Consider the following 23,392-nt stretch of genomic DNA (forward strand, 5'->3'; position numbering starts at 1 on the left):
ATGATTAGATTTTTAATTTTTTTACTTGTTCCTCTATATTTATTTTCAAAATACCAAGTTGTAACTTATTTTCCTTTAGAATCTAGTATTGTTAGAAAAATAGCTCAAGATGAAGTAAAAATCAGAGAAATAACACATAGATTTACACAAAAAGAACAAAAACTTCCATATTCAGAAATCTCAAAATTATCAAATGCAAAAGTCTATTTCCATTTTGGTTTAGATATTGAAAATAACTATGCAAAACTTTTAAAAGCTGAAAATCCAGAACTGATTGTTGTTGATTTATCTTCAAATATTGAAAAAATTGATAATAATCCCTATATTTGGATGGATATTTTAGCAATTAGAGAAATTGCAAAAAATGTTTATGAATCTCTAATTTTAATAGATAAATACAAAGCAGAGTTTTATAAAAGAAATTATGAAATTTTTTTAGATGAGATTGATAATACTTTTTTACGAATCAAAAATAAATTAAATAGTAGTGAAATTAACACTGTTTATGTATTTGATGATTATTGGGAATACTTTGCAAGAAGATTTAGAATAAAAACAATCAAAAGAGAGAAACGATTTTTAAATATAAATGAAATCCCTCAACTAATGGATTATACACAAAAAATGGATGTTAAAAAAGTATTATTTTTAGATGACCATGATTATAATATAGCTCTTTCTTTAGGCTCAAACTTAAATATAAAATTTGTTGAAGATAACATATTTGAGGATAATTGGCAAATCAATCTTTTGAATTTGACTGATAATCTTTTAAAGTAATTAAAAAATTATTTTTTAATAAAGTCTAATTTATATACAACTGTATAAACACAAAAATTCCTTTTCTATATATAATTTCTACATGTAAATAAATTAGGAATAGAGATGTCAGATAATATTATTAATTATAAAGGTATAAATGTAAAAAAAGAGTTATATCCGATTATAAAGCATATTGAAGATGTAGATAAATATAAAGATGAACTTGGAAGATTAAGTTCTTCTTGGGATATGTTAGCTCTTTTAGGACAATTAGGTGATATAAATATAGATATTGGTAAAACAAAAGAAAATTTTTTAAATTTAACTTCTACGTTATTAAATCATTTAAGTGAACAACAAATAAAAAAAGTAACTCAAGAGATGAAGTTTAAAGCTCAAGTTGCTATTGATGTATTAATTAGAAATCTTTTTGAAAGAACAGCAGATATTGGATTTTTAGCTACTGATGATGATATTAGAATTTTTATTAAAAATTATGTATCAAAATATAATGAAGATAGTTTAATTTTAAGACAAAATTTACAAAAAAGATTTAAAGAGTATGTTTCTAAATATTCTGTTTATTTTGATATTGTATTACTTGATACTCATGGAAAAGTTCTTGTTAGACTTAATGATGATATAAAAGTTGAAAAAGTTGACTCTTCTTTTGTTCAAAAAATTTTAAATTCAAATGAAGATTATGTAGAAACTTATAAATTTCATGACTTTGTACCTCAATATAAAAAATCATTAGTTTATTCATATAAAGTGAATAAAACAAATGATTCAAGTAGTGAAAGTTTAGGTGTTTTAGCACTTTGTTTTAGATTTACAGATGAGATGAATGGAATTTTTAATAATCTTGTTGATACAAATAACAAAGAGTGTCTTACAATTTTGGATGAAGACGGATATGTAATTGCAAGTAGTGATAAAGAACATATTGGTTTAGGTGCAAAACTTCCAATTATTTTGAATGAAAATTATAAAATCATTTCTTACGCAGGACGTGATTATATAGCAAAAACATGTGAAACAAATGGTTATCAAGGTTTTTATGGTCTAAAATGGTATGGACATATTATGATTCCACTTGAGTACGCTTTTTTAAGTGATGAATTAAATTCTATTAATGTTGATAATAAAATCATAAATGCAATGATGGAAAATGAACAACATTTTTCAAAAGAGCTAAAAGAGGTATTTAATAAAAGTAAAACCATTCAAGATAATCTAATTAGAGTTATCTGGAATGGTAATATTGCTCAAAGTAAGTTAAATTCTGTAAACAGAGAGTTTTCTAAATCTCTTTTAAATGAGATTGGAATTACTGGAAATAAAGCAAATTCATCATTAGAAAATCTAAATCAAACTATCATTTCATCAATTTTAAAAGATAGTGAATTTTTATCTTCACTTACTATTGATATTATGGATAGAAATTTATATGAAAGAGCAAATGATTGTAGGTGGTGGGCTTTAAATTCATATTTTAGAGAAGCTTTAGATGATAATTTCAGTTTGAATAATAAAAAAAATGAAATCACATCTATTTTAAAATATATAAATGATTTATATACAGTTTATACAAATCTTATAATTTTTGATAAAGATGGAAAAATAATTGCAGTTTCAAATGAAAAAGAAGACCATTTAGTAGGAAAAATTTTAACTCAAGATTGGGTTGAAAAGACTTTGATGTTAAAGGATACTTCTAAATATACTGTTTCAAAATTTGAAAAAACAAATTTATATAATAATGAATCAACATATATTTATAGTAGTGCAATTAGGTCTTTAAAAGATGAAAAAGTAATCACTGGTGGAATTGCTGTTGTATTTGATTCAACTCCACAATTTTATGCAATGCTTGAAGAAACATTGCCAAAAAATACTGATGGTGAAAAATTACCAGGAATATTTACTTTATTTACAGATAAAAATAAACAAATTATAGCTTCAACAAATGATAAATTTGAAGTTGATTCTTATTTAAATATTGATGATTCATTTTTTAATTTAAAAAATTCACAAAATGTAAGTAAGATTATTGAATTTGAAGGAAGTTACTATGCTGTTGGAGTAAAATGCTCAAATGGATATAGAGAGTATAAAAGTAGGGTAGATGATTATAAAAATGATGTATTGTCTTTTGTATTTATTTGTATAGGAAGTATAAATTGTTATACATTCCTTGAAAATACAAAATCAAAATTCTTAACTTCATCAAAAACAAAATTTACATCTTCAAGTGTAGAATTGGCAACTTTCTATTTAGGTAAAAAATTACTTGCAGTTGATGCAAAAAATGTAATAGAATCAATAGGAATAGAAGAGTTACAAGAATCAATTGATATGGATAAAAAGAATCACTTTAAAGGAATGGTTTTACATAAAGATAAATTAATTTCAGTTTTAGATATAAGAGATTTTGTAAATGAAGAAATTACAAATGAAAAACTGACAAATATAATTTTGGTTGAATATGATAAAGATAATATTCAACATTGTGTTGGAATTATGGTTTCATCACTTGAAACTGTAAGTGTTGTGGAAGAAAAATCAATTCAACATATTCAAAATCATTTTTTAGGAACAGGAACATTAATAGAGAGTTTGGTTGAAATCAAAGATTTAGAAGAATCAAAAATAGCAATGTTATTGGATATTAAAAAATTGGATAATAATTTAACAAAAAGAATCTAATTTTTTTATAGTAGGGGTTAAAATCTATTTGGGCATAATACGAAAAAACTAATATATTTTAAAGAAGAAAAATGAGTAATATTAATAAACCAAATAAATTTTTACCTACAACTAAAGAAGAGATGAAACAAAGAGGTTGGGATGAACTTGATGTTGTCCTAATCACAGGAGATGCTTACATAGATTCACCATTTATGGGAATTGCAGTTGTTGGGCGAATCCTTGAAGATATAGGATTAAGGGTTGGAATAATTGGACAACCTGATGTTAATAGTGATGTTGATATAAAAAGAATGGGTGAACCTAAACTTTTTTGGGGAGTAAGTGGTGGAAGTATTGATTCAATGGTTTCAAATTACACAGCAACTAAAAAGTTTAGAAATGATGATGATTACACTCCAGGTGGAAAAAACAATAAAAGACCAGATAGAGCTACTTTAGTTTATACAAATCTAATAAGAAGATACTTCAAAAATACTGTTCCTATTGTTCTTGGTGGAATTGAAGCAAGTCTTAGAAGACTTACTCATTATGATTATTGGACAAATAAGCTTAGAAAACCAATATTATTTGATACAAAAGCTGATTATATGGTTTATGGAATGGGTGAACAAGCCATTATTGATTTGGGAAATTACCTAAAAGAAGGAAAAGACCCAAGGAGTATAAGAGGGCTTTGTTATATTTCAAAAGAGCCAGTTGAAGAGTATTTAAGAATACCATCACATCAAGAGTGTTTGGATTTTAAAGAGAAATATATAGACCTTTTCAAAGCTTTTTATGACAATAATGACCCAGTTTATTCAAAAGGTTTATGCCAAGAGGTTGATGGAAGATATTTGATTCAAAATCCACCTAGCCGTCATATGGAAGAAGAAGAGATGGATAAAATTGCCTCTTTCCCATACCAAAGAGATGCCCATCCATACAATGCAAAAGATGGAAAAGTAAAGTGTCTTGAAACTATTAAATTTTCAATTATGACACATCACGGATGTTGGGGGGAGTGTAATTTCTGTGCAATTGCAGCTCATCAAGGTCGAACTATACGAACAAGAAGCGAAAAAAATATCTTAGCTGAAGCAAAACATTTTACAACAATGAAAGATTTTAAAGGAATTATTTCAGATGTTGGAGGACCAACAGCAAATATGTATGGTTATGAGTGTGTTAAAAAGATGAATTTAGGAACTTGTACAGATAATAAAAGATGTGTAGATGCCCACAGACTTTGTCGAACTATGAAAGTTGACCATAGTAGAAATATACAACTTTTAAAAGATATTAGAAAAGTTCCAGGTATTAAAAAAGCCTTTGTAGCATCAGGTGTTAGGTATGATTTAATCACAGCTGATAAAAAGCATGGAAAAGAGTATTTAAAAGAGATGATAGACCATCATATTTCAGGTCAAATGAAAGTAGCTCCTGAACATACAAATGATGAAGTTTTACATCATATGGGAAAACCAGGAAAACAAACACTAATTGATTTTAAAAAGATGTATGATGATTTAAACAAAGAATCAGGGAAAAAACAGTTTTTGACATATTATTTAATAGCAGCACATCCAGGTTGTGAAGAAAAACATATGCACGAACTAAAACAATTTACAACTCACGAACTTAAAATGAATCCTGAACAAGCTCAAGTATTTACACCAACTCCTGGAACTTATTCAGCTGTTATGTATTATACAGAAATGGATCCATTTACAAAGAAAAAGATTTTTGTTGAAAAAGACCAAAGAAGAAAAGAGCGACAAAAAGAGATTGTTGTTGCAAAAAATGCTTTTGCAAGTTCAAATAAGAAAAAAAGTTCAAGTTCAGGAATGCAAGGTTAGATTTTAACTAATATAAAAAAAGGGAAGCTATTTTTAGCTTCCCTTTTTTATTGAACTGAAAACATGATTAAGCTAATGCGTTAAACATATCTGCTGTAACTTCTGAAACATCTTTTGTTCCATCAAGTTCCATAAATACACCCATTTTTGTATAAAAATCGATTAATGGTGCAGTTTGTGTATGGTATGCATCAAGTCTGCTAATAACAGTTTCAGCATTATCATCTTTTCTGATAATTAGTTCACCACCGCAGTAGTCACACTCATCCTCTTTTTTAGATGGGTTAAATTCAACATGGAAAGATGCTCCACATTTTGAACATACTCTTCTTCCTGTAATTCTTCCAACAATTAATTCATCAGGAACATTTAAAGAGATAACTTTATCTAAAGAAATTCCCATATTATTCATTAATTCACTTAAAGCTTCTGCTTGAGCTAGAGTTCTTGGAAATCCATCAAGAATAAAACCATTTTTACAGTCAGACTCAGCAAGTCTATCTTTGATAATACCAATAATAGTTGAATCAGGAACTAATTTTCCTTCATCCATAAATTTTTTTGCTTCCATTCCCATATCAGTTTTATCAGCAATTGCAGCTCTTAAAATATCACCTGTTGAGATTTGTGGAATATTGTATTTTTCAATTAAAAACTTTGCTTGTGTCCCTTTACCAGCACCAGGTGCTCCAAATAGCATTAAATTCATATTTCGTTTCCTTAGTTTTTTACGTATTGTATAGAAAAAGGTTTTAATAAAAGATAAGGTTATAATAATACATAAAGAATTTAAAAGTTTTTTGATACAATTATCCCTCTTAAATTTAAAGGGTATATATGAAAAAATTATTTTTAATTATCGGAGCACCTGGAAGTGGTAAAACTACAGATGCTGAACTTATTGCTGTAAATCACGATAATATAACTCATTATTCAACTGGAGATATGTTTAGAGCTGAAGTTGCAAGTGGTTCGCAAAGAGGTCAAATAATTGAGAAATATATTAGTGCTGGAAATATCGTGCCAATTGATATTGCTATTGAAACTATTGTAAAAGCTATTAAAAATGCTTCAACAGATATTGTAATTATTGATGGATATCCAAGAAGTATTGAGCAAATGGTTGAGTTAGATAAATACTTAGCAAATGAAGATGAAGTAGAGTTGGTAAACTGTATTGAGGTTGAAGTTAGTGAACAAGTTGCACGTGATAGAGTTTTAGGGCGTGCAAGGGGAAGTGATGATAATGTTGAAGTATTTAATAATAGAATGAAAGTTTATATAGAACCTTTAGAACAAATCAGAGCTTTTTATACAAAAAAGAGTATATTAAAAGTAATTAGTGGTGAGGGAACTATCAAAGAGATAGTTGATGAAATGGATAAGTTTATCCAATTAAGAATCTAAATTATGTTAGAAAAACCAAATTTTTATAGTGTAATAATTGGAACTGAACTTTTAAATGGGCGTAGAATTGATGCCCATTTTGCATTTTTAAACCAACAACTTTTAAGCCGAGGTTGGGAACATAAAGCCTCTTTTGTCATAACAGATGACATAAATCTTATGGAAAATATCTTTAATCTAATAAAAAATGACCCAAACTCTGTAATGTTCTGTTTTGGTGGAATTGGTGCAACGCCTGATGATTATACAAGAGAGATTGCAGGAAAAGTCTTCACTTCTGGAGCTATGGAATTTCACGAAGAGGCAAAAAATAGAATTATAAATCAATTTGGTGATGAAGCTTATCCACATAGAATAAATATGGCATATCTGCCAATAAATGCAAAACTTCTTAAAAATGTAGTAAATAATGTAGCAGGATTTTACCTAGAAGATAGATTTTTCTTTACCCCAGGTTTTCCATCGATGAGCCAAGCTATGGTTATAGAAGCTTTAGATAAGTTATATCCAAAATCAAACCTTAAAAAATACAGACTTGTTATGACAATAGAAACAAGTGAAAATGACCTAATAGATACTATGAAAAAAATCCCTTCACATATTGAACTCTCTTCACTTCCTAAAATAATAGGAGATAAAAGAAAAGTGGTGATTTCTTTGGCTGGATATGATAAGGATGAGGTTGAAAAGTATTTTGGTATGTTTGTTGATTATTGTGAAAAAAATGAAAAAGAGTTTATTTTAAAAGATATAAGTTTGTAGTTTATTTAACTGGTTCATTATAATCACCAATTCTAAAACCATCATCTTTTGGATATTTTCCTAGATTATAATCATTCCAAACTTTTACACAAAGTTTATCTTTTTTTTCAAATCCATCTTTTGCAAAAATATGAGCTCTTCCAAAATTTGGGAATACTCCCATTCCTGCTGCATACATATAGGCAATATAACAATTTGCTTCATACTCTTTTTGTTTTGAAGCAAGTTTAAAATAGTGTAGGGCTTTTTCATAATCTTTATCTACAATTTCCCCCATCAGCAAAAATCTTCCTATCATCATTTGAGATTTTGCGTGACCTTTATTTGCTGCTTCTACAAAATTGTTATAGGCTTTTACTAAATTATAATGATGAGTTGATTTTGAAAGATGAATTTTCCCTAAAATATAAGTAGATTCTAAATTTCCTAATTCAGAGGCTTTTGTGAAATATTCCACTGCTTTATTGATATTTTTTGCAATTCCATCACCTTTTAAATAAATCAAACCTAATTCGTGAATAGCTTTTGGATTATTTTCATTTTCTAAATCTTTGTAGTAACTAAGAGCTTTCATAGTTCCTTGCACTTTATGAATAGTATAAACCTCTTCAAATGTCATTGCATTTGAAAGAGTTACTAAAACAAAAAGTGAAAGAACTAATTTTTTCATACTATCTCTTTTTCTATATTTGGATTTAGTGTTGTTGTGATTTCATAAGTAATTGTATCATGAACTTGAGCTAATGCATTTACATCATCAAAAATACAAACTTTTTCATCATCTGTATTTAAACATAAATTATCCATAGATACTCTTCCTAAAACTTTATAACCTTTTGGAGTAGTGTAAGATTTTCTCTCATTTAATCTTAAAAAACCATCTCCATAACCAATATCATATGTAGAAATAACGATATTTTCTTCGGCTATATATTTCCCACCATAACCAGTGCTTTGTCCTTTTTTCAAAATTCTACTTGATAATTTATTTGCCCAAAGTGACATTACAGGTTTTAATTTTGGAAATTTAAAAATATCTGCATTATCTAAATATCCATAAGTTGCAATTCCAACTCTAGCAAAACTTTCATCGAAATTTGATGTTCTAAAAAGTGCTGCTGAATTACAAGAATGGAAAGCTGGAAGAGGTAAAGAAAGTTGTTCACATATTCTTTTCACATTCTCTTTAACACTAGAAAAAACGGCTTTTTGCCAGAAGAAATTAGTAGATAATTCATCTGCTCCTTTATGGTGTGTGAATACACCTGTAACATTGATTTCTCTTTTAGAAAGCCCTAAAAAAGCCTCTTCTATTTGTTCAGGCAAAATTCCATTTCGATGCATTCCTGTATCAACTTTTATGTGGACATTTGAATTTTTTGGAAGTTTGTTTATATCCTCAAGGCTGTTTAAAGCTATGTGAAAAGTATGTGAATAAGTGTGAAAAGTTTTTTCGGCAAGTATTACAATATAGTCAAATAATTTTTCAATTTTTAGTGCATCATCTATTGTTCTAACAACTGCTTTTTTAATTCCATATTCACTTGCAAGTGTTCCAATTTCAATTAATCCATGTCCATATGCGTTATCTTTTAATACAACAGCAACCTTTTCTTTTGAACCTGTTTTATTTGAAATAACATCAAAATTGTAAAATAGATTTTCTTTGTTTAGTAAAATTTTTGCCAAAATTAATCCTTTGGAATAATAAAATAATTTTTTAGTAAATTTGCATCTTTTTCATTTAAAACATTTTTTAACTCTTCTAAAGATGCGTTTTTGATTTTCTCAAATTCTCCAAAATATAAAAGAAGTTTTTTGATTTTTGCTTCACCAATTCCTTTTATTTGCAATAAAGATATTTGTTTATCTTCTGCTCTTTTTTGTTTTTTGTGGAAATTGATTACAAATCTATGGGCTTCGTCTCTTTGTCTTTGAACGAATTGTAGTCTTCTATCACTTGTAGATAATTTAAAATTTTTAAATTCATTGTTTTTATTTTTATAATGAATAATATCTTTTGCTGCACCTTTTGCTCTGTGAGCTTTTGCATCTACTTTTTCTTTCGCGATTGCAATTATATCAAGATTTACTCCAACTGATAAAACAATATCATAGGCTAATTTCAAAAGAGTCTCGCCACCATCAATAATCCATAAATCAGGAGCAGGATTTTTTTCAAAACTTTCAACTCTTCGTATTAACATCTCTCTCATTTGAGAGTATTCATCTTTTGATTCAAGGTTATAGTGTCTAAAAGCTTTTTTATCAAATGAGTTTAGATTTTCATCCCAAACAATCATAGCTCCAACAGTTGCTTGTCCCATCATGTGAGAGTTATCGAAACTCTCTATTCTAAAGGGAAGAGTTTGAAGATTAAATAACTCTTTTAACTCTTCATAAATATTTGTCTCATTTTTACTTGAATCTATTCGTAAAAGTTCATGGCAGTTACTAAGAGCGATTTGAACAATATCTTTTTTCTTATCTTTTTTTGGATTTATGATTTTGATTTTTTTATTAAATCTTATTTGTAAAAACTCTTCAAGTTCACTTGTATCATTTAGTTCAATTCCCACTAAAATCTCTTTTGGTAAAAGTGGGATTTCATTATCATAATAGTTAATAATTGCTCTTTTATAAGCCTCTTCATAATCAAACTCAAACTCTTCATCAAAATTATCAACCTTTAAAAAATCATGGCTTGAAGAGGTTAATTTTCCATCTCTTAAAAACATTCGTACAACAACAGCTTTTTTATTTGTTGAAGTGATTGCAAAAATATCTATATCTTCATTTGTTGCTAAATCTATTCCTGATTTTATTTGAGATTTTTCTATTGTTTTTATTCTATCTCTTAAAGTCATAGCTTCTTCAAATCTAAAATCATTTGAGTATTGAATCATTTTTTCATTTAGTTTTGAGAGAAGTTTTGTTTTATTATAGATATATTCTAGGGCATTTTCTACGATTTTTGCGTACTCTTCCTTTGAAATTTTATTTTCACAAGGGGCTAGGCATTTTTGTATTTGATGGAATAAACAAGCAGTTTTTCCTTTTACACAAGATTTTTTTTGCACTAATGGAACTATTTCATAAATGCTATCAAGCATATCTTTTGCACCAGTCGAATATGGTCCAAAATATTTGATATTTTTGCCTTTATGGATTTTTCTTGTGATTTCAAGTCTTGGAAAATCTTCGTTGTAATCGATAAAAATATATGGATAAGTTTTATCATCACGAAGTAAAATATTGTATTTTGGTTTTAGTTGTTTGATTAAAGAGTTTTCCAAAATCAAAGCATCATGTTCATTAGGAACAACAATCCATTCAAGACTTACAACTTCACTAATCATTTTATAAATTCTTGGACCTAATTTATCAGCAGGAAGAAGTTTTGGCGTGAATTTGAAATAAGATTTAACTCTATTTTTTAGAACTTTTGCTTTTCCAACATAAAGTAAGTGACCATCTTTATCAAAATACTGATAAACCCCAGCATCATTAGGAAGTTGTTTAAGTTTGTCTTGTAAATTCATTTTGGGATTGTATCTAAAAAGATTTTAATTAATGAATAGAATATAACCAGTTAGAGTAATTAGTTATTAGAAAATAAGACTACAATGAATCAATAAAGGATTTAAGATGAATGTAATAGAACTAAATAGGGAAGAGTATTTAGAGTCAGTAAAAAAAATAGAAGATTTTAAGACTTTAAATTTTTCAAAAAGTGCGCTTGAATGGTGGGATAACTATTATAGTTGGGAAAAATTTCCTCCTTTATGTTTATCAGATAAAAAAAAGCATTTTTGTTATCTTTTTTATAATATTTCAAAAGATAATGAATATCTAACAATTCATAATATTTTTACACCAAATAAATATAGAGCAAAAGGTTATGCTTATCAACTTTTGGAATATTTATTTAGTCATTTCTCAAATCAAAATATAAAAAGATTTAAGCTAAATTGTGTGAGTTCTTCTTTGGATTTTTATAATAAGTTAGGTTTAGAATATTGGGGAATAAATGAATTATCACAATATTATTGTGATTTTAAAATGCCTCTTTTAGATATTAAAGAAATTCCTTTAATAGTAAAAAATTCACATTTAGATGAAATAAGTGATGAAAGAATATTAAAGATATTTGATTCTTTAAAAGATAATGGAACAACTTTAGATGAAAAAATGAGCGAAAAATTTGAAGAGTCAAAAGATAAATTAAAAGGAAGATATCACTTTGATTTACTTTTAAAAAGAGTAGAAAAAATTAAAAACGATATATAACAGTTCTATTTCTATTATCTTTTTTTGCAATATAAAGGGCTCTATCTGCTCTTGAAATAATTGAATCTAAATCCTCATCTTCTTGCCTTAATTCAGAAATTCCTAAACTAATTGTAACTTGTATCATCAAATCATCAGTTTTATAAACAGAGTTTTCTACAGATGTTCTTAGTTTTTCAGCCAAAATAAAAGCACTATTTTCATCTGTATTATTTAATAATATTGTAAACTCTTCTCCACCTGTTCTTGCTACAATATCAGACTTTCTAATACTTTTTGACATTTTATTTGCTATATATTTTAAAACTTCATCGCCTATATTATGCCCATAGGTGTCATTGATATGTTTAAAAAAATCTATATCAATACAAATTATTGAGAATTTTGATTTTTCCCTTTTTGCTAAATGAAAAGTTTTATTTCCCATTTCAAAAAAGTATCTTCTATTTGATAAATTAGTTAAATAATCAGTTGTTGAAATCTCTAATAATTTTTTATTGGCTTCTCTTAACTCTTTTGTTCTTTGATTTACTTTATTTTCAAGAGTTTTATTTAGTTTCATAATATTTAATTCTCTTGTATAAATAGAGTGTATTGTAAAAGTAATAATTACAATAAATACAATGGAAGTAAAAAAAGTTACAAAATATAAAATATTTGTTTTTGAATCAACTATTTCAACATTTTCTTTGTAATGGTCTATTGGAATACTAACTCTTAATCCTCCAATAACATCTCCGACAACATAGTTTTGATTTGTATGACAGTTTAAACATGAAGGTTCAATTTTTAAAGAACCCATAAAATCATATTTTTCATTTCCAAGACTTGTGTAATATAAATCATTTTTATTTTTTTGTAAATGTTTAAGAGCCCTTTTTTCAAATTCATCAGGAATATTTTTTGGATTTATAGGATTTAAACTTGTTATTTTAAAATAGTATTTTTCTTTTGCATTTGAGATTTCAGAGATTTGTCTTGTCATCCAAGCTGGATTTATTTTGATTAGAAGTTCATCATCTTTTGTATAAGTATGATTATCTGGTAAATATGGATTTGGTTTTATTCCTTCATGTGCTTTAACATAAATTGCTCCATGGTCAGAACTCCATTTTCTAATAGTAACAATATTATTAAAAAGTGTTGATGCTTGTTGGAATAAGATTTTTTCTGAAATTTTTTGATAATCATTTCTTGTATCATTGATATATTTAATAATAAATAACGTAAAACAAAAAACTACTGCAACAGTAAAATAGATAAGAAAATTTTTATTTTTCATAGTCATCTTTTTTATTATTAAATTAAATTATTATATCAAAAAAATAATTTTTTGTACTATAAAATATGTAAAAATTGAAAATTATTTTATTTATTTTTAATTATAAATAACTAGATTATTTAGTTATTTTAATCAAAAAATATTAATGATAAAGATTATTAAAACTAATTTTTATAAGTTCTAATTAAATTATTTTTATATAGAATTTTGTTCGGGTGCAAGGAGTAAGAGAATGTCTCAATCGTTAAAATGTAGTTTTGATAAAGCTTTTTTAGAAAGAGCTAGGCTTTTGTATATTGAAAATGAAGAAGTATCAAGAAAAGAAGCTACTGAAATTTTCGCAGTTTTTTTTAAAAAGGTTTTAATCGCTAGAGATAAAGAAGAAGGAATTAATGTTTTTCTTGAAAATAGGTCTGAAATAGATATTATTTTATTAGATATAAACTTACCAAATTCAACAGGAATTGAATTATTAGAAGAGATTAGAAAAGTTGATTGGGATATTCCAATTTTAATAGTAGCTGCTTTTACAGAAGTTGAATCTTTATTAAAATCTATCAAATTCAATATTACAAACTATATTGTAAAACCAATGCAACTAAACACAACACTTAAAATTATTTCACAACTTATGGAAGTAAAAGAACAAAAAAGAGAATTAGCAAGAAAAGATAATGAATTAAAACAATTTATTTCTATTTTAGACTCATATAACATAATTTGTGAACTTGATTTAGAGTTTAATATCACTTCTGCAAATGATGCTTTTTTATCAAATTCAGGTTATGAATTAAATGAAGTTATTGGTAAAAATATAAGTGATAAAAGTATGTTATGTTCCCATGAAACACAAGGAATGAAAATACAAGATAGTTTACTAAGAGGAAATACTTGGGTTGGACTTAGTAAAAAAGTTTCAAAAGAGGGAAATTTTTATTATACCCATTCAACTATTTTGCCAATTTATCACAATAATGGGAAAATAAAAAAATTTATTGAATTTGCAACTTTGATTTCAAAATATGAAAATGAGATATTAGCTTTAAAAAAACATATTTTAATACTCAAATCAGAAAATTTTAAAGCTTATCAAGAGTTAAAAAAAGAGAATCAATCAAATATAGAGTTAGTAGGAAATCTGCAACAAGAGGTTAATTTATCAAAATCTTTACAAAAAGAGTTAGATGAAAATGTTGTAAATAATCAAAAACTTTTGATGGAAATATATAATTTAAGAAAACAAAATAGTGTTTTATTGGAAAAATTATATGTTCAAGAAAAAAGATTTGAAGAGTTTCAATCAGCAGTTATCGGACGAAGATAGTTTATAAACCACAAAGAACAAAGGTTTTTATAAACTATTTTATAAGATTCTAATTTTTTTAGATGAGTTTTTTTTATAAATTTAAAATAAGTTTTTAACAAAAATTCTTCCTCTTTTTTATTTAATGAAAACTCAATACAAATAGAAGCTAAATCAAAAAATCTATCATTTGTTCCCACATATTCCCAATCTATGATTTTTATATCTTTGTTGTTAAAAATTATATTTTTTGGATTTAAGTCGTGATGGCTTAAAACTAACTCTTTTTTGTATTTTTTTAGAAGATTTAGATTTTTAAAGGTTTCTTGAATTAATTTTTCATTTTCAAGAACTTTTTTGTAGTTTAATAAATCTTTTTTTATATCATAAGGTTTTGTTTTTATTTTGATTTGATGTAATTTTTTTATTTTGCAAGTAAGAGCTTTTAGTTCATAAGGGTTTAATTTTGTTTTATGCGAACCTTTTTTGTATTCATAAACCATAAATTTATCATTTAGAAAAATTGGTTTTGAACAAATATCTTTTTTGTAGGCGAGTTTTTGGATTTGAAACTCAAATTCTCTACTAATATTTACACTACTATTTGATTTAAAAACTCTGATTACGTAAGAGTTTTCTGATGTTTTTAAAAGATAACTTATATTATTAAAACCTTGATTTTTTAGTAACTCAAGGCTTAATAGTTTTTCTTCAAAAATATTATATTTTTCTAATTCTTCAATATTCAAAACTTAAATACTCTTTTTTCCATTGTCTATATGCAATCAATGCAATAATAGTATAAATAAAAAATAAAACTGCTGTTAAATAAAAACCTTTATTTATATAAATATAAATTGAAACAGCGTCAATAACAACCCAATAAAGCCAATTTTCTAACACTTTTTTTGTAAGCATATATGTTGCAAAAACTGCAAAAACCGTTGTAAATGTATCTAAATATGCAAAATCAGCTCTTGTGTAATTTGCCATATAATATCCCAAACATAAAGAGATAATAGTCAAATAAAATATAATTCTTATATTTTTAGAAAAACTATAACTACTTATTTCAAGCTCTTTTTCTATCTCTTGATAATTTCCATATTTCCACGAATACCAACCATAAACTGCCATTATTAGATAAAAAATATTTAAAAAACTATCCATCAAAAGTGAAGCATCAAAAAACAAAATACTATAAATCAAGGTACTAAAAAATGCAGCAGCCCAACACCAAAGATTTTGTTTTATTGCAAGTATTAAATAGGCAATTGATAAAAAAACTGCTAATACTTCCCAAGAAGTCATATAAGATATGGCTTCTTGGATATTATTTAAAAAATTTTCTATTTTTTATCCTTTTATAAAAGATTTAATATATCTTTTTCTATTGATTCAGGAGTTGTTGAACTTCCATATCTATTTATGATATTTCCATTTTTATCAACTAAAAATTTTGTAAAATTCCATTTGATATCTTTTGTTCCTAAAATACCTTTTTGTTCATTTTTTAAAAAAGTATATAAAGGAGATTCATTTTTACCATTTACATCTATTTTTGCAAACATATCAAATTTTACATCATAAGTTAAACTACAAAACTCTTTGATTTTTTCATTTGATTCAGGTTCTTGATTTGCAAATTGATTTGAAGGAAATCCTAAAACCATAAAATCTTTATCTTTATATTTTTCAAATAGTTTTTCTAATCCTTCATATTGACTTGTAAAACCACATTTACTTGCAACATTTACAATTAAAAGCACTTTTCCTTTATATTTCGACATAGAAATCTCTTCGCCTTCAATTGTTTTAACATTAAAATCATAAATACTCATATTGTTCTCCTTTGAAAATGATGAACTTAAAATTAGTAAAATTAAAAGTAGTATTTTTTTTATCATTATAGTTCCTTTTTGTAATTTTATCTTATCTAAGAGAAATTTTATCCTATTTATCTTTATTTAATAGAAGGATATTTATATATAAAAGTAAACTTATAAAATTAGTATTAAAAGTATACACTTATATAAAAATCTACTATAATTTAATTAGTAGATATAAAAGTAGAGGAGGGAGTTTTGTATGAGTATAAAAAATAAGATAATTGGTTCATTCTTAATTTTAGTTGTTGTTTCACTTGTGAGTAGTTTACTCGTTTCTTTTAACATTAAAAATATAAATAATAATGTTACTAATCTTGCAGATAAAAATTTTGCAGGTATTGCGGTTTTATTGGAAGCAGATAGAGATTCTTATCAATCAAACTTAGCATTAAGTCAAATAATCAATTTAAAAGATAAAGAAAAAATTGAGAAGTTGATAAGTAAAGGTGTAAATGATAATTTATCACAAATAGGACAGAGATTTGATAAATTTAGAGATTTTTTAAAAGATGATTTATCTTCTAAAACAAAAGAGTTTCAAGAGTTTGATAAATTTTACCAATTAACAAAAAGTAATACAGCTACTTTGATAAAATATTTTAAAGAAGATAACAATGAAGAAGCTAAAAACTTCTATTTTTCAACTTATTTGAAAGATTATGAATCTATGAGAGATTTAATAGATTTCTTTAGTGAAGAGACTTATAAACTTGTTGAAAGAAATAAATTAGAAGTAAATAACTCTATTTCATCTTCATTATATACATTTGTAATAATTACAATATTAACGATTGTATTAACTCTATTTTTCTCTTTTGTTATTAGTAAAGCATTTAATAATTCAATTCAGAAATTACAAAACGGCTTACTTGAATTCTTTAGTTTTATAAATAAAGAGACAAAAAATGCAAGTTTAATAGACACTTCTTCAAAAGATGAGATTGCTCATATTGGTGAATTTATTAATCAAAATATTAAAAAAACAGAGAATTTAATCATTCAAGATAATATTTTAATAGAAGATGTAAAAAGAGTTGTAAATGAAGTAAAAGAGGGAAAATTTAATAAAAAAATTGAAAAAAATACAGAAAATACAAATCTTGAAGAGTTAAAAAATATTTTTAATGAAATGCTTGAAGTTACGAAAAATAGTGTATGTGAAGATATAAATAAATTGGTAAATGCTTTAGATAATTTTTCAAAACTTGATTTTAGAACTAGAATTGATGATAAAGGTAATATTGCAGTTGGAATAAATAATCTAGCTGAAATAATCAATCAAATGCTAGTAGAGAATAAAACAAATGGATTGACGTTAAATGAGAGTTCAAATATATTGTTGTCAAATGTAGATAAGTTAAATATGAGTTCAAATGAAGCAGCAGCAAGCTTAGAAGAGACAGCAGCAGCATTAGAAGAGATAACGTCAAATATAAGAAATAATACGCAAAATATTCAAAAAATGGCAACGTACTCAAATGAAGTAACAAAATCAGCAAATGATGGTGAGAAATTAGCAAACCAAACAACTCAAGCAATGGATGAAATAAATAATCAAGTAAATCTTATTAATGAAGCAATAAGTGTGATTGACCAAATTGCATTCCAAACAAATATTCTTTCTTTAAATGCAGCAGTAGAAGCAGCAACAGCAGGAGAAGCAGGAAAAGGATTTGCAGTAGTAGCACAAGAGGTGCGAAACCTAGCAGCAAGAAGTGCAGAAGCAGCAAAAGAGATAAAATCAATAGTAGAAAATGCAACAAGTAAAGCAAATCAAGGAAAAGATATTGCTTCAAATATGATAAGTGGATATAAACAGTTAAATGAGAATATTTCAAATACAATAAACTTGATACAAGATATAGAGATGTCAAGTAAAGAGCAACTATCAGGAATAGAACAAATAAATGATGCAGTAAATCAATTAGACCAACAAACACAACAAAACGCAGCAGTAGCAAATCAAACACAAACTGTAGCAGTAGTAACAGATGAAATAGCAAAACTAATAATCAATGATGCAAATGCAAAAGAGTTTGTAGGTAAAAATGAAGTAAAAGCTAAAGATATGAACTTAAATGTAAAAAAAGAGGTGCATATCACACCAGTTAAAAAAACAGCACCAAAACAACATACACAAACAGTATCAACAAAAAAAGATACAAAAGTAATAACATCAACAAAATCAAATGATGATGAGTGGGAAAGCTTCTAGGCTTTCCTTCTATCTAACATTTTTTTAATTTAATCTATTTTTATACACTTCTTATATAAATCTTTTTCAATAATTTGCTAGAATAAAATCAAATCAAAAAAAGGGAAAAAAGTGTTTAAGAAGTTAGAAGTATTAAATAAAACTCAACATAAAAATAAAGGAATAGAAGAGGTTACAAATTTTTCTTATTCTAAAGAATTGATGAATGCTCCTATTGCAATATCAGAATTTTTTGAAGCTTGTAAAAACTATCCTATATTTTTTGCAAAAGATAAAGATAATAATTGGTTTGCATCTATTTTACTTGGATATAAACAAGGGGAAAATCTATTTTTAGATAAAAAAGGAAACTGGAAAGAGTTACATTATATTCCAGCATTTGTAAGAAGTTATCCATTTGTTTTAGTAAATAAAGAGAATCAAAAAGATTTAGTAATTGCTATTGAAGGTGAGTATTTAACTCAAAAAGAGGGTGCTAAAAAATTATTTGATGAAGAAGGAAATAATAGTGAGTTTTTAAATAGTGCTTTAAACTTTTTAAATCAATATTATGCTGATTCTCTTTCAACAACTCAATTTATAAAACAGCTTGAAGATTGGGAACTTTTAGAAGAAAAAATAGCAACAGTTGTAAATACTAAAGGTGAAAAATTTAGTTTAAATGGTTTTTTTGTAGTAAATGAAGAAAAATTAAAACATTTAAGTAAAAAGAAAAAAGATGATATTTGTGCAAAAAATGCCTATTCATTAATCACAGCTCATCTAATTTCACTTTCAAATCTTCAAAAATTAGGTGCAATTAAATAAAAGAAAAGTTGGCTATTTTATAAGTTTATAGCCAACTCCTCGTAAATTTAAAATCATTCCATTTTTTAGCTTTTTTTTCAGCTTATGAATAATAGTTCTCATACTAACAGTTTCCATCTCTTTACTATCCCAAACATATTCGTGAATCATTTCATTTGTTACAGTGTTATTTATATGTTTTACTAAAAGTGTTAAAAGAAGTTTCTCTTTTATAGTTAGTTCTATTTCAAAGTTTGATTTAAAAAGGGTTTGCTCAATTAGATTAAATGAAAAATCGTATCCTAAATCAACTATAAAATCACTATTTTCCTCTTTTTTTATGTGACTTAAGTGATATTGGATACGCAAAAATAGTTCTTCAAAATCAAAAGGTTTTTTTATGTAATCATTACAACCTAAAGTGTAAGATTTTTTGATATTTTCTATATCAATTTCAGCACTTATCATAATAATTGGAACATTCATATCCTCCTTTCTAATAAATTCCAAAACTTTTAGCCCATCAAATCCCAAAACATTTAGGTCTAAAATATATAAATCATATTTACTATTAGAGATAAATTCTATTGCTTTATAACCATCTGTAAAACTATCCACATAAAAACCTCGATTTTGTAGAGATTGTTTTATGATTTTATTTAAAGCAAAATCATCTTCAAGTAAAAATATTTTCATAAATTAATCTCCTTTTATAACTCTGTTTTGTGGAAAAATATATTTAAAAACAGTGTTGTTTTTTTCTGAACTTAGTTCTATTTTTATCTCATTTTTGTCACAAATCTCTTTTACAATACTAAGTCCTAATCCTAAACCAATATTTTTATCTTTTTGTTGATAGTAGGCTTGAAAAACGGCTTTTGTATCAGTTATTCCTATTCCTTCATCTTTTATAAAAAGGATATAGTTTTCATCTTCTTTATCCAAAGTTATCTCTATAGTTGAGTTTTCAAAAGAGTATTTTATAGCATTTGAGATTGTATTATCTACAACTCTTTCAAGTTCATTACTATCCATAAAAACTTCAAACTCTTCATTTATATCTAAAGTTATATCAATATTTTTTATATTCGCCATCTCATCAAAAAAAGCAACTCTTGAGGATAAAAACCTCACTAAATTTATACTTTTTTCTTCAGTTATTCTTTTCTCTTTTTTGATTAGATAATATAAATCATTGTAGATTGAGGATAGAGATTTTGAAGAGGCTTTTATAGCTTCAAATTGTTCTTTATATCCTAAAGTTGATTCTAAATTATCGATATTTAAACTAATAATACTAAGTGGAGTGTTCATTTCGTGTATTATTTTTTTTAGGAAAAAATCTTGAAGTTCAAGTAGTTTTGATATTGTATTTTTGCTTTCAAAAATTTTTAGTTGGGTTTTAACCCTTGCGATTACTTCCTCTTTTTCAAAGGGTTTAGTTATATAATCAACTCCCCCTTCATTTAGAGCCTTTACCTTACTTTGTGTGTCATCTAAAGCACTTATAAAAATAATTGGAATATCTTTTAAAGTTTCATCTTTTTTTAATATTTTACAAACTTCAAAACCACTCATATTTGGCATTTTAATATCTAAAAGTATCAAATCAGGTGGATTTAGTTTTGAAGAGTTTATGGCAAAACTTGCATCAGTTGTTGCTCTTATTAAAAAATTTTCCTCTTTTAAAATATTGCTTAAGTAGTGCAAATTTTCACTTTTATCATCTATTATAAGTATTGTATAGTTTTTATCCATTTAGTTATTCTTTTTACAAATTCATATTTGTTAAGATTATAGGAAAAAACTCTTTAGGATTTTGTTTGAAATTAAAAAAACTTTTTATGTTGCTGTTTATTTTAAATACACTTTCGTTTATAAGTGTTGCAGTTGTGATAAATAAATATCAAAAATCAACTATAAATCTTGAAGATGCCTATAATATGCAATACAAATCCTTGATTTTAGCAGATGAGTTAAGACAAAGTAGTGATGATTTGACAAGAATGGCACGAACTTATGTAATAACTGGAAATCCTATGTTTGAAGAGCAATATAAAACAGTTTTAGCTATAAGAAATGGAGAGTTACCAAGACCTAAAAGATATAATGGAATTTTTTGGGATTTTTTAACTTTACAAGGAAATAAACCAAAATTAGATGGAGAAAAAATACCTCTTAGAGATTTGATGAGAAATGCAAATTTCCCAGATTCAGAGTTAAATATGCTTTTTACTTCCCAAAATGAATCTGATGATTTAACAAAACTTGAACATAAAGCAATGAATGCAATAAAGGGTAAATTTTTAGATAAAGATGGAAATTACACTATAAAAGGTGAACCAGATTTTGCCCTTGCTAGAGAATTGATGCATTCAAAAGAGTATCACGAAGCAAAAATTAGGATTATGGAACCTTTAGATAGATTTTACAGAGCTTTTGAAAATAGAACAAAACAAAAAGTTGATGAAGCAAGAGCAACAGTAAAAGAGTTGGAGTTTTATGTAAATGTTATAGTTTTATTTTCAATAATTTTCTTTTTGATGTCATTTTTTATTATTTTATTTAGAATTGTTTATCCAATTGATTTATTAAGACGAGTGATGTTAAAACTTTCACAAAATGATATGAGTGTAGAAATTGATAAAAATAAGTTTGATGATGAAGTAGGGGATATGATAGGAGCAGTTGAGATTTTTAAAGAAAATACTCAAAAACTTCTTACTAGTGAACATCAAATAAAACAAGCTATGCAAGAAGCAACAACAGCAAATAAGGCAAAATCAATCTTTCTTGCACGTATGAGTCATGAACTACGAACTCCTTTAAATGCCATATTAGGGTTTTCAAATATTTTAAAAAAATCAATGAATGCAACGATTAGTGAAAAAGAGAACTTAAACATCATAAAAAGAAGTGCTGACCATCTTTTAAATATCATAAATGAGATTTTAGAATTATCAAAAATAGAAGCAGGAAAGATGGAGTTGAGTCTTAAAAATTTTAATTTATTTGAATTAATTAAAGAGATAGAAGATATTTTTGCTTTTAGATGTGAAAATAAAGGCTTAAAATTTAAAATAGAGACTTTAAATCTTCCAAAATATATAAAAGCTGATGAACAAAGATTAAGACAAATTTTGATTAATCTTTTAGGAAATTCCTTAAAGTTTACAAATGAAGGTGAAATTTCACTGTATATTTATGAATTAAATAAAAAACTATTTTTTGAAGTAAAAGATAGTGGAATTGGAATAGATAAGTTTAATATTGAAAAAGTTTTTAAACCCTTTGAACAAGTAAAACAAGATAATTATACACAACAAGGTACGGGACTAGGGTTATCTATTACAAAAGAGTTGATTTCTTTGATGGGTGGAAATATCTATTTAAAAAGTCAAGTTGGAGTTGGAAGTGAGTTTTATTTTAGTATCAATTATGAAAAAGCAAATGAAGAAGAACTTTCAAAAGAGAATAATACAAAAAACATAGTTGGAATTAAAAATGAAAATTTCACTAAAACTATTTTAGTAGTAGATGATATAAAAGAAAATAGAGATTTGATAACTTTACTTTTAAACTCTTATGGTTTTAAAACTTTACAAGCAACAAGTGGAAAAGAAGCTTTAGATGTCTTTGAAAATGAAAAACTTGATTTGATTTTTATGGATATTTTGATGGAAGGAATGGATGGTTTAGAAACTATGCAAAATATAAGAGCTTCAAAAAGTGGTAAAGATATTCCAATTATTGCACTTTCTGCAAATGTTTTTGAAGAGGATAAAATGGAAGCTTTAAAAAATGGAGCAAATGATTTTTTAGCAAAACCAGTGGAAGAAAAAGAGATTTTATTGATTTTAGAAAAATATTTACATATAGAATTAGAGTATGAAAATAAAGAAAAAAGTATAGATTTTAAAAAAGAGTTAGAGATTTTACCAAAAGAGTTCGTAGAAAAATTAAAACAAAAAGCGCTTCTTATGGATAATGATGGAATTTTTGAACTACTAAAAGAGTACGATTTATCAAGTGATTTAAAAATTTATATCAAAAGTTTAGTTGATGAATTTAAGTATCAAGAGTTGGTAAATTTAGTTTAATTTCCTTTTTTTATCTTTTTGTTACAATACACAAAAATACAAAAGG

20 protein-coding genes are annotated in these 23,392 nt (G+C 25.8%); 10 read left to right on the plus strand and 10 right to left on the minus strand.

Annotation, left to right across the window (positions count from 1 at the left end):
• The 3 genes from AELL_RS04620 to AELL_RS04630 all read left to right on the plus strand — a co-directional run bounded on the left by AELL_RS04620 (position 1) and on the right by AELL_RS04630 (position 5,312).
• Complete coding sequence (locus AELL_RS04620; protein ID WP_118916824.1) at positions 1 to 780, plus strand: metal ABC transporter substrate-binding protein; 780 nt, start codon at positions 1 to 3, stop codon at positions 778 to 780.
• Between the two features lie 105 nt (positions 781 to 885).
• Positions 886 to 3,471 (plus strand): chemotaxis protein CheW, encoded by a 2,586-nt coding sequence (locus AELL_RS04625; RefSeq protein WP_118916825.1) that lies wholly within the window; start codon positions 886 to 888, stop codon positions 3,469 to 3,471.
• Positions 3,472 to 3,542: 71 nt separating this feature from the next.
• Positions 3,543 to 5,312, plus strand: coding sequence for a YgiQ family radical SAM protein (locus AELL_RS04630; RefSeq protein ID WP_192941213.1), 1,770 nt, complete (start codon positions 3,543 to 3,545; stop codon positions 5,310 to 5,312).
• Between the two features lie 67 nt (positions 5,313 to 5,379).
• Here the strand turns inward: AELL_RS04630 and AELL_RS04635 are convergent, their stop codons facing one another.
• The gene (locus AELL_RS04635) at positions 5,380 to 6,021 is read right to left on the minus strand and encodes an adenylate kinase (protein ID WP_118916826.1); all 642 of its coding nucleotides are present in this window, start codon (positions 6,019 to 6,021) and stop codon (positions 5,380 to 5,382) included.
• Positions 6,022 to 6,149: 128 nt separating this feature from the next.
• Between AELL_RS04635 and AELL_RS04640 the strand changes: the two genes are divergently transcribed.
• On the plus strand, positions 6,150 to 6,719 hold the full coding sequence (locus AELL_RS04640) for an adenylate kinase (protein ID WP_118916827.1): 570 nt from the start codon (positions 6,150 to 6,152) through the stop codon (positions 6,717 to 6,719).
• A gap of 3 nt (positions 6,720 to 6,722) precedes the next feature.
• Positions 6,723 to 7,481, plus strand: coding sequence for a competence/damage-inducible protein A (locus AELL_RS04645; protein ID WP_429698086.1), 759 nt, complete (start codon positions 6,723 to 6,725; stop codon positions 7,479 to 7,481).
• Position 7,482: 1 nt separating this feature from the next.
• Here AELL_RS04645 and AELL_RS04650 read toward each other — a convergent pair whose 3' ends face one another.
• The 3 genes from AELL_RS04650 to uvrC are packed head-to-tail and all read right to left on the minus strand — an operon-like array spanning position 7,483 to position 11,023.
• Positions 7,483 to 8,151: a tetratricopeptide repeat protein gene (locus tag AELL_RS04650; protein ID WP_118916829.1), complete on the minus strand. Its 669-nt coding sequence runs from the start codon at positions 8,149 to 8,151 to the stop codon at positions 7,483 to 7,485.
• Positions 8,148 to 9,170, minus strand: coding sequence for an alanine racemase (locus AELL_RS04655; RefSeq protein WP_118916830.1), 1,023 nt, complete (start codon positions 9,168 to 9,170; stop codon positions 8,148 to 8,150). The genes AELL_RS04650 and AELL_RS04655 overlap by 4 nt, the downstream gene beginning before the upstream one ends.
• Before the next feature lie 2 nt (positions 9,171 to 9,172).
• Entirely contained in the window at positions 9,173 to 11,023 is a 1,851-nt protein-coding gene (gene uvrC / locus AELL_RS04660; RefSeq protein ID WP_118916831.1) for an excinuclease ABC subunit UvrC, read from the minus strand.
• 106 nt (positions 11,024 to 11,129) lie between these two features.
• Between uvrC and AELL_RS04665 the strand changes: the two genes are divergently transcribed.
• Positions 11,130 to 11,771, plus strand: coding sequence for a GNAT family N-acetyltransferase (locus AELL_RS04665; protein ID WP_118916832.1), 642 nt, complete (start codon positions 11,130 to 11,132; stop codon positions 11,769 to 11,771).
• Here the strand turns inward: AELL_RS04665 and AELL_RS04670 are convergent.
• Complete coding sequence (locus AELL_RS04670) at positions 11,755 to 13,053, minus strand: diguanylate cyclase (protein ID WP_164967257.1); 1,299 nt, start codon at positions 13,051 to 13,053, stop codon at positions 11,755 to 11,757. The genes AELL_RS04665 and AELL_RS04670 overlap by 17 nt on opposite strands.
• Before the next feature lie 232 nt (positions 13,054 to 13,285).
• Here AELL_RS04670 and AELL_RS04675 point away from each other — a divergent pair, with 232 nt between their 5' ends.
• Positions 13,286 to 14,377 carry a response regulator gene (locus tag AELL_RS04675; protein WP_118916834.1) on the plus strand — a complete coding sequence of 364 codons (1,092 nt, stop codon included), beginning with the start codon at positions 13,286 to 13,288 and terminating at the stop codon, positions 14,375 to 14,377.
• Here AELL_RS04675 and AELL_RS04680 read toward each other — a convergent pair.
• From AELL_RS04680 to AELL_RS04690, 3 genes are read right to left on the minus strand one after another with little or no spacing between them, the layout of a single operon-like run.
• Entirely contained in the window at positions 14,350 to 15,105 is a 756-nt protein-coding gene (locus AELL_RS04680) for a choline/ethanolamine kinase family protein (protein ID WP_118916835.1), read from the minus strand. The genes AELL_RS04675 and AELL_RS04680 overlap by 28 nt on opposite strands.
• Positions 15,095 to 15,667 carry a nicotinamide riboside transporter PnuC gene (pnuC, locus tag AELL_RS04685; protein ID WP_118916836.1) on the minus strand — a complete coding sequence of 191 codons (573 nt, stop codon included), beginning with the start codon at positions 15,665 to 15,667 and terminating at the stop codon, positions 15,095 to 15,097. The genes AELL_RS04680 and pnuC overlap by 11 nt, the downstream gene beginning before the upstream one ends.
• A 53-nt stretch (positions 15,668 to 15,720) precedes the next feature.
• Positions 15,721 to 16,197 (minus strand): glutathione peroxidase, encoded by a 477-nt coding sequence (locus AELL_RS04690; protein ID WP_118918613.1) that lies wholly within the window; start codon positions 16,195 to 16,197, stop codon positions 15,721 to 15,723.
• A 247-nt stretch (positions 16,198 to 16,444) separates the two neighbouring features.
• On the opposite strand from AELL_RS04690, the gene AELL_RS04695 reads away from it, so the two are divergent.
• Both AELL_RS04695 and AELL_RS04700 read left to right on the plus strand, forming a co-directional pair.
• Positions 16,445 to 18,460, plus strand: coding sequence for a methyl-accepting chemotaxis protein (locus AELL_RS04695; protein WP_118916837.1), 2,016 nt, complete (start codon positions 16,445 to 16,447; stop codon positions 18,458 to 18,460).
• Positions 18,461 to 18,571: 111 nt separating this feature from the next.
• Positions 18,572 to 19,267: a SapC family protein gene (locus AELL_RS04700; protein WP_164967258.1), complete on the plus strand. Its 696-nt coding sequence runs from the start codon at positions 18,572 to 18,574 to the stop codon at positions 19,265 to 19,267.
• Positions 19,268 to 19,279: 12 nt separating this feature from the next.
• On the opposite strand, the gene AELL_RS04705 is transcribed toward AELL_RS04700, so the two are convergent.
• A complete protein-coding gene (locus tag AELL_RS04705; protein WP_118916839.1) occupies positions 19,280 to 19,942 on the minus strand; it encodes a response regulator transcription factor in 663 nt (220 codons plus the stop codon).
• Positions 19,943 to 19,945: 3 nt separating this feature from the next.
• The gene (locus AELL_RS04710) at positions 19,946 to 21,004 is read right to left on the minus strand and encodes an ATP-binding response regulator (protein ID WP_118916840.1); all 1,059 of its coding nucleotides are present in this window, start codon (positions 21,002 to 21,004) and stop codon (positions 19,946 to 19,948) included.
• A gap of 65 nt (positions 21,005 to 21,069) precedes the next feature.
• Between AELL_RS04710 and AELL_RS04715 the strand changes: the two genes are divergently transcribed.
• Positions 21,070 to 23,346 carry a response regulator gene (locus AELL_RS04715; protein WP_118916841.1) on the plus strand — a complete coding sequence of 759 codons (2,277 nt, stop codon included), beginning with the start codon at positions 21,070 to 21,072 and terminating at the stop codon, positions 23,344 to 23,346.
• Positions 23,347 to 23,392 lie beyond the last annotated feature (46 nt).

The organism is Arcobacter ellisii (assembly GCF_003544915.1).
GTDB lineage: Bacteria > Campylobacterota > Campylobacteria > Campylobacterales > Arcobacteraceae > Aliarcobacter > Aliarcobacter ellisii.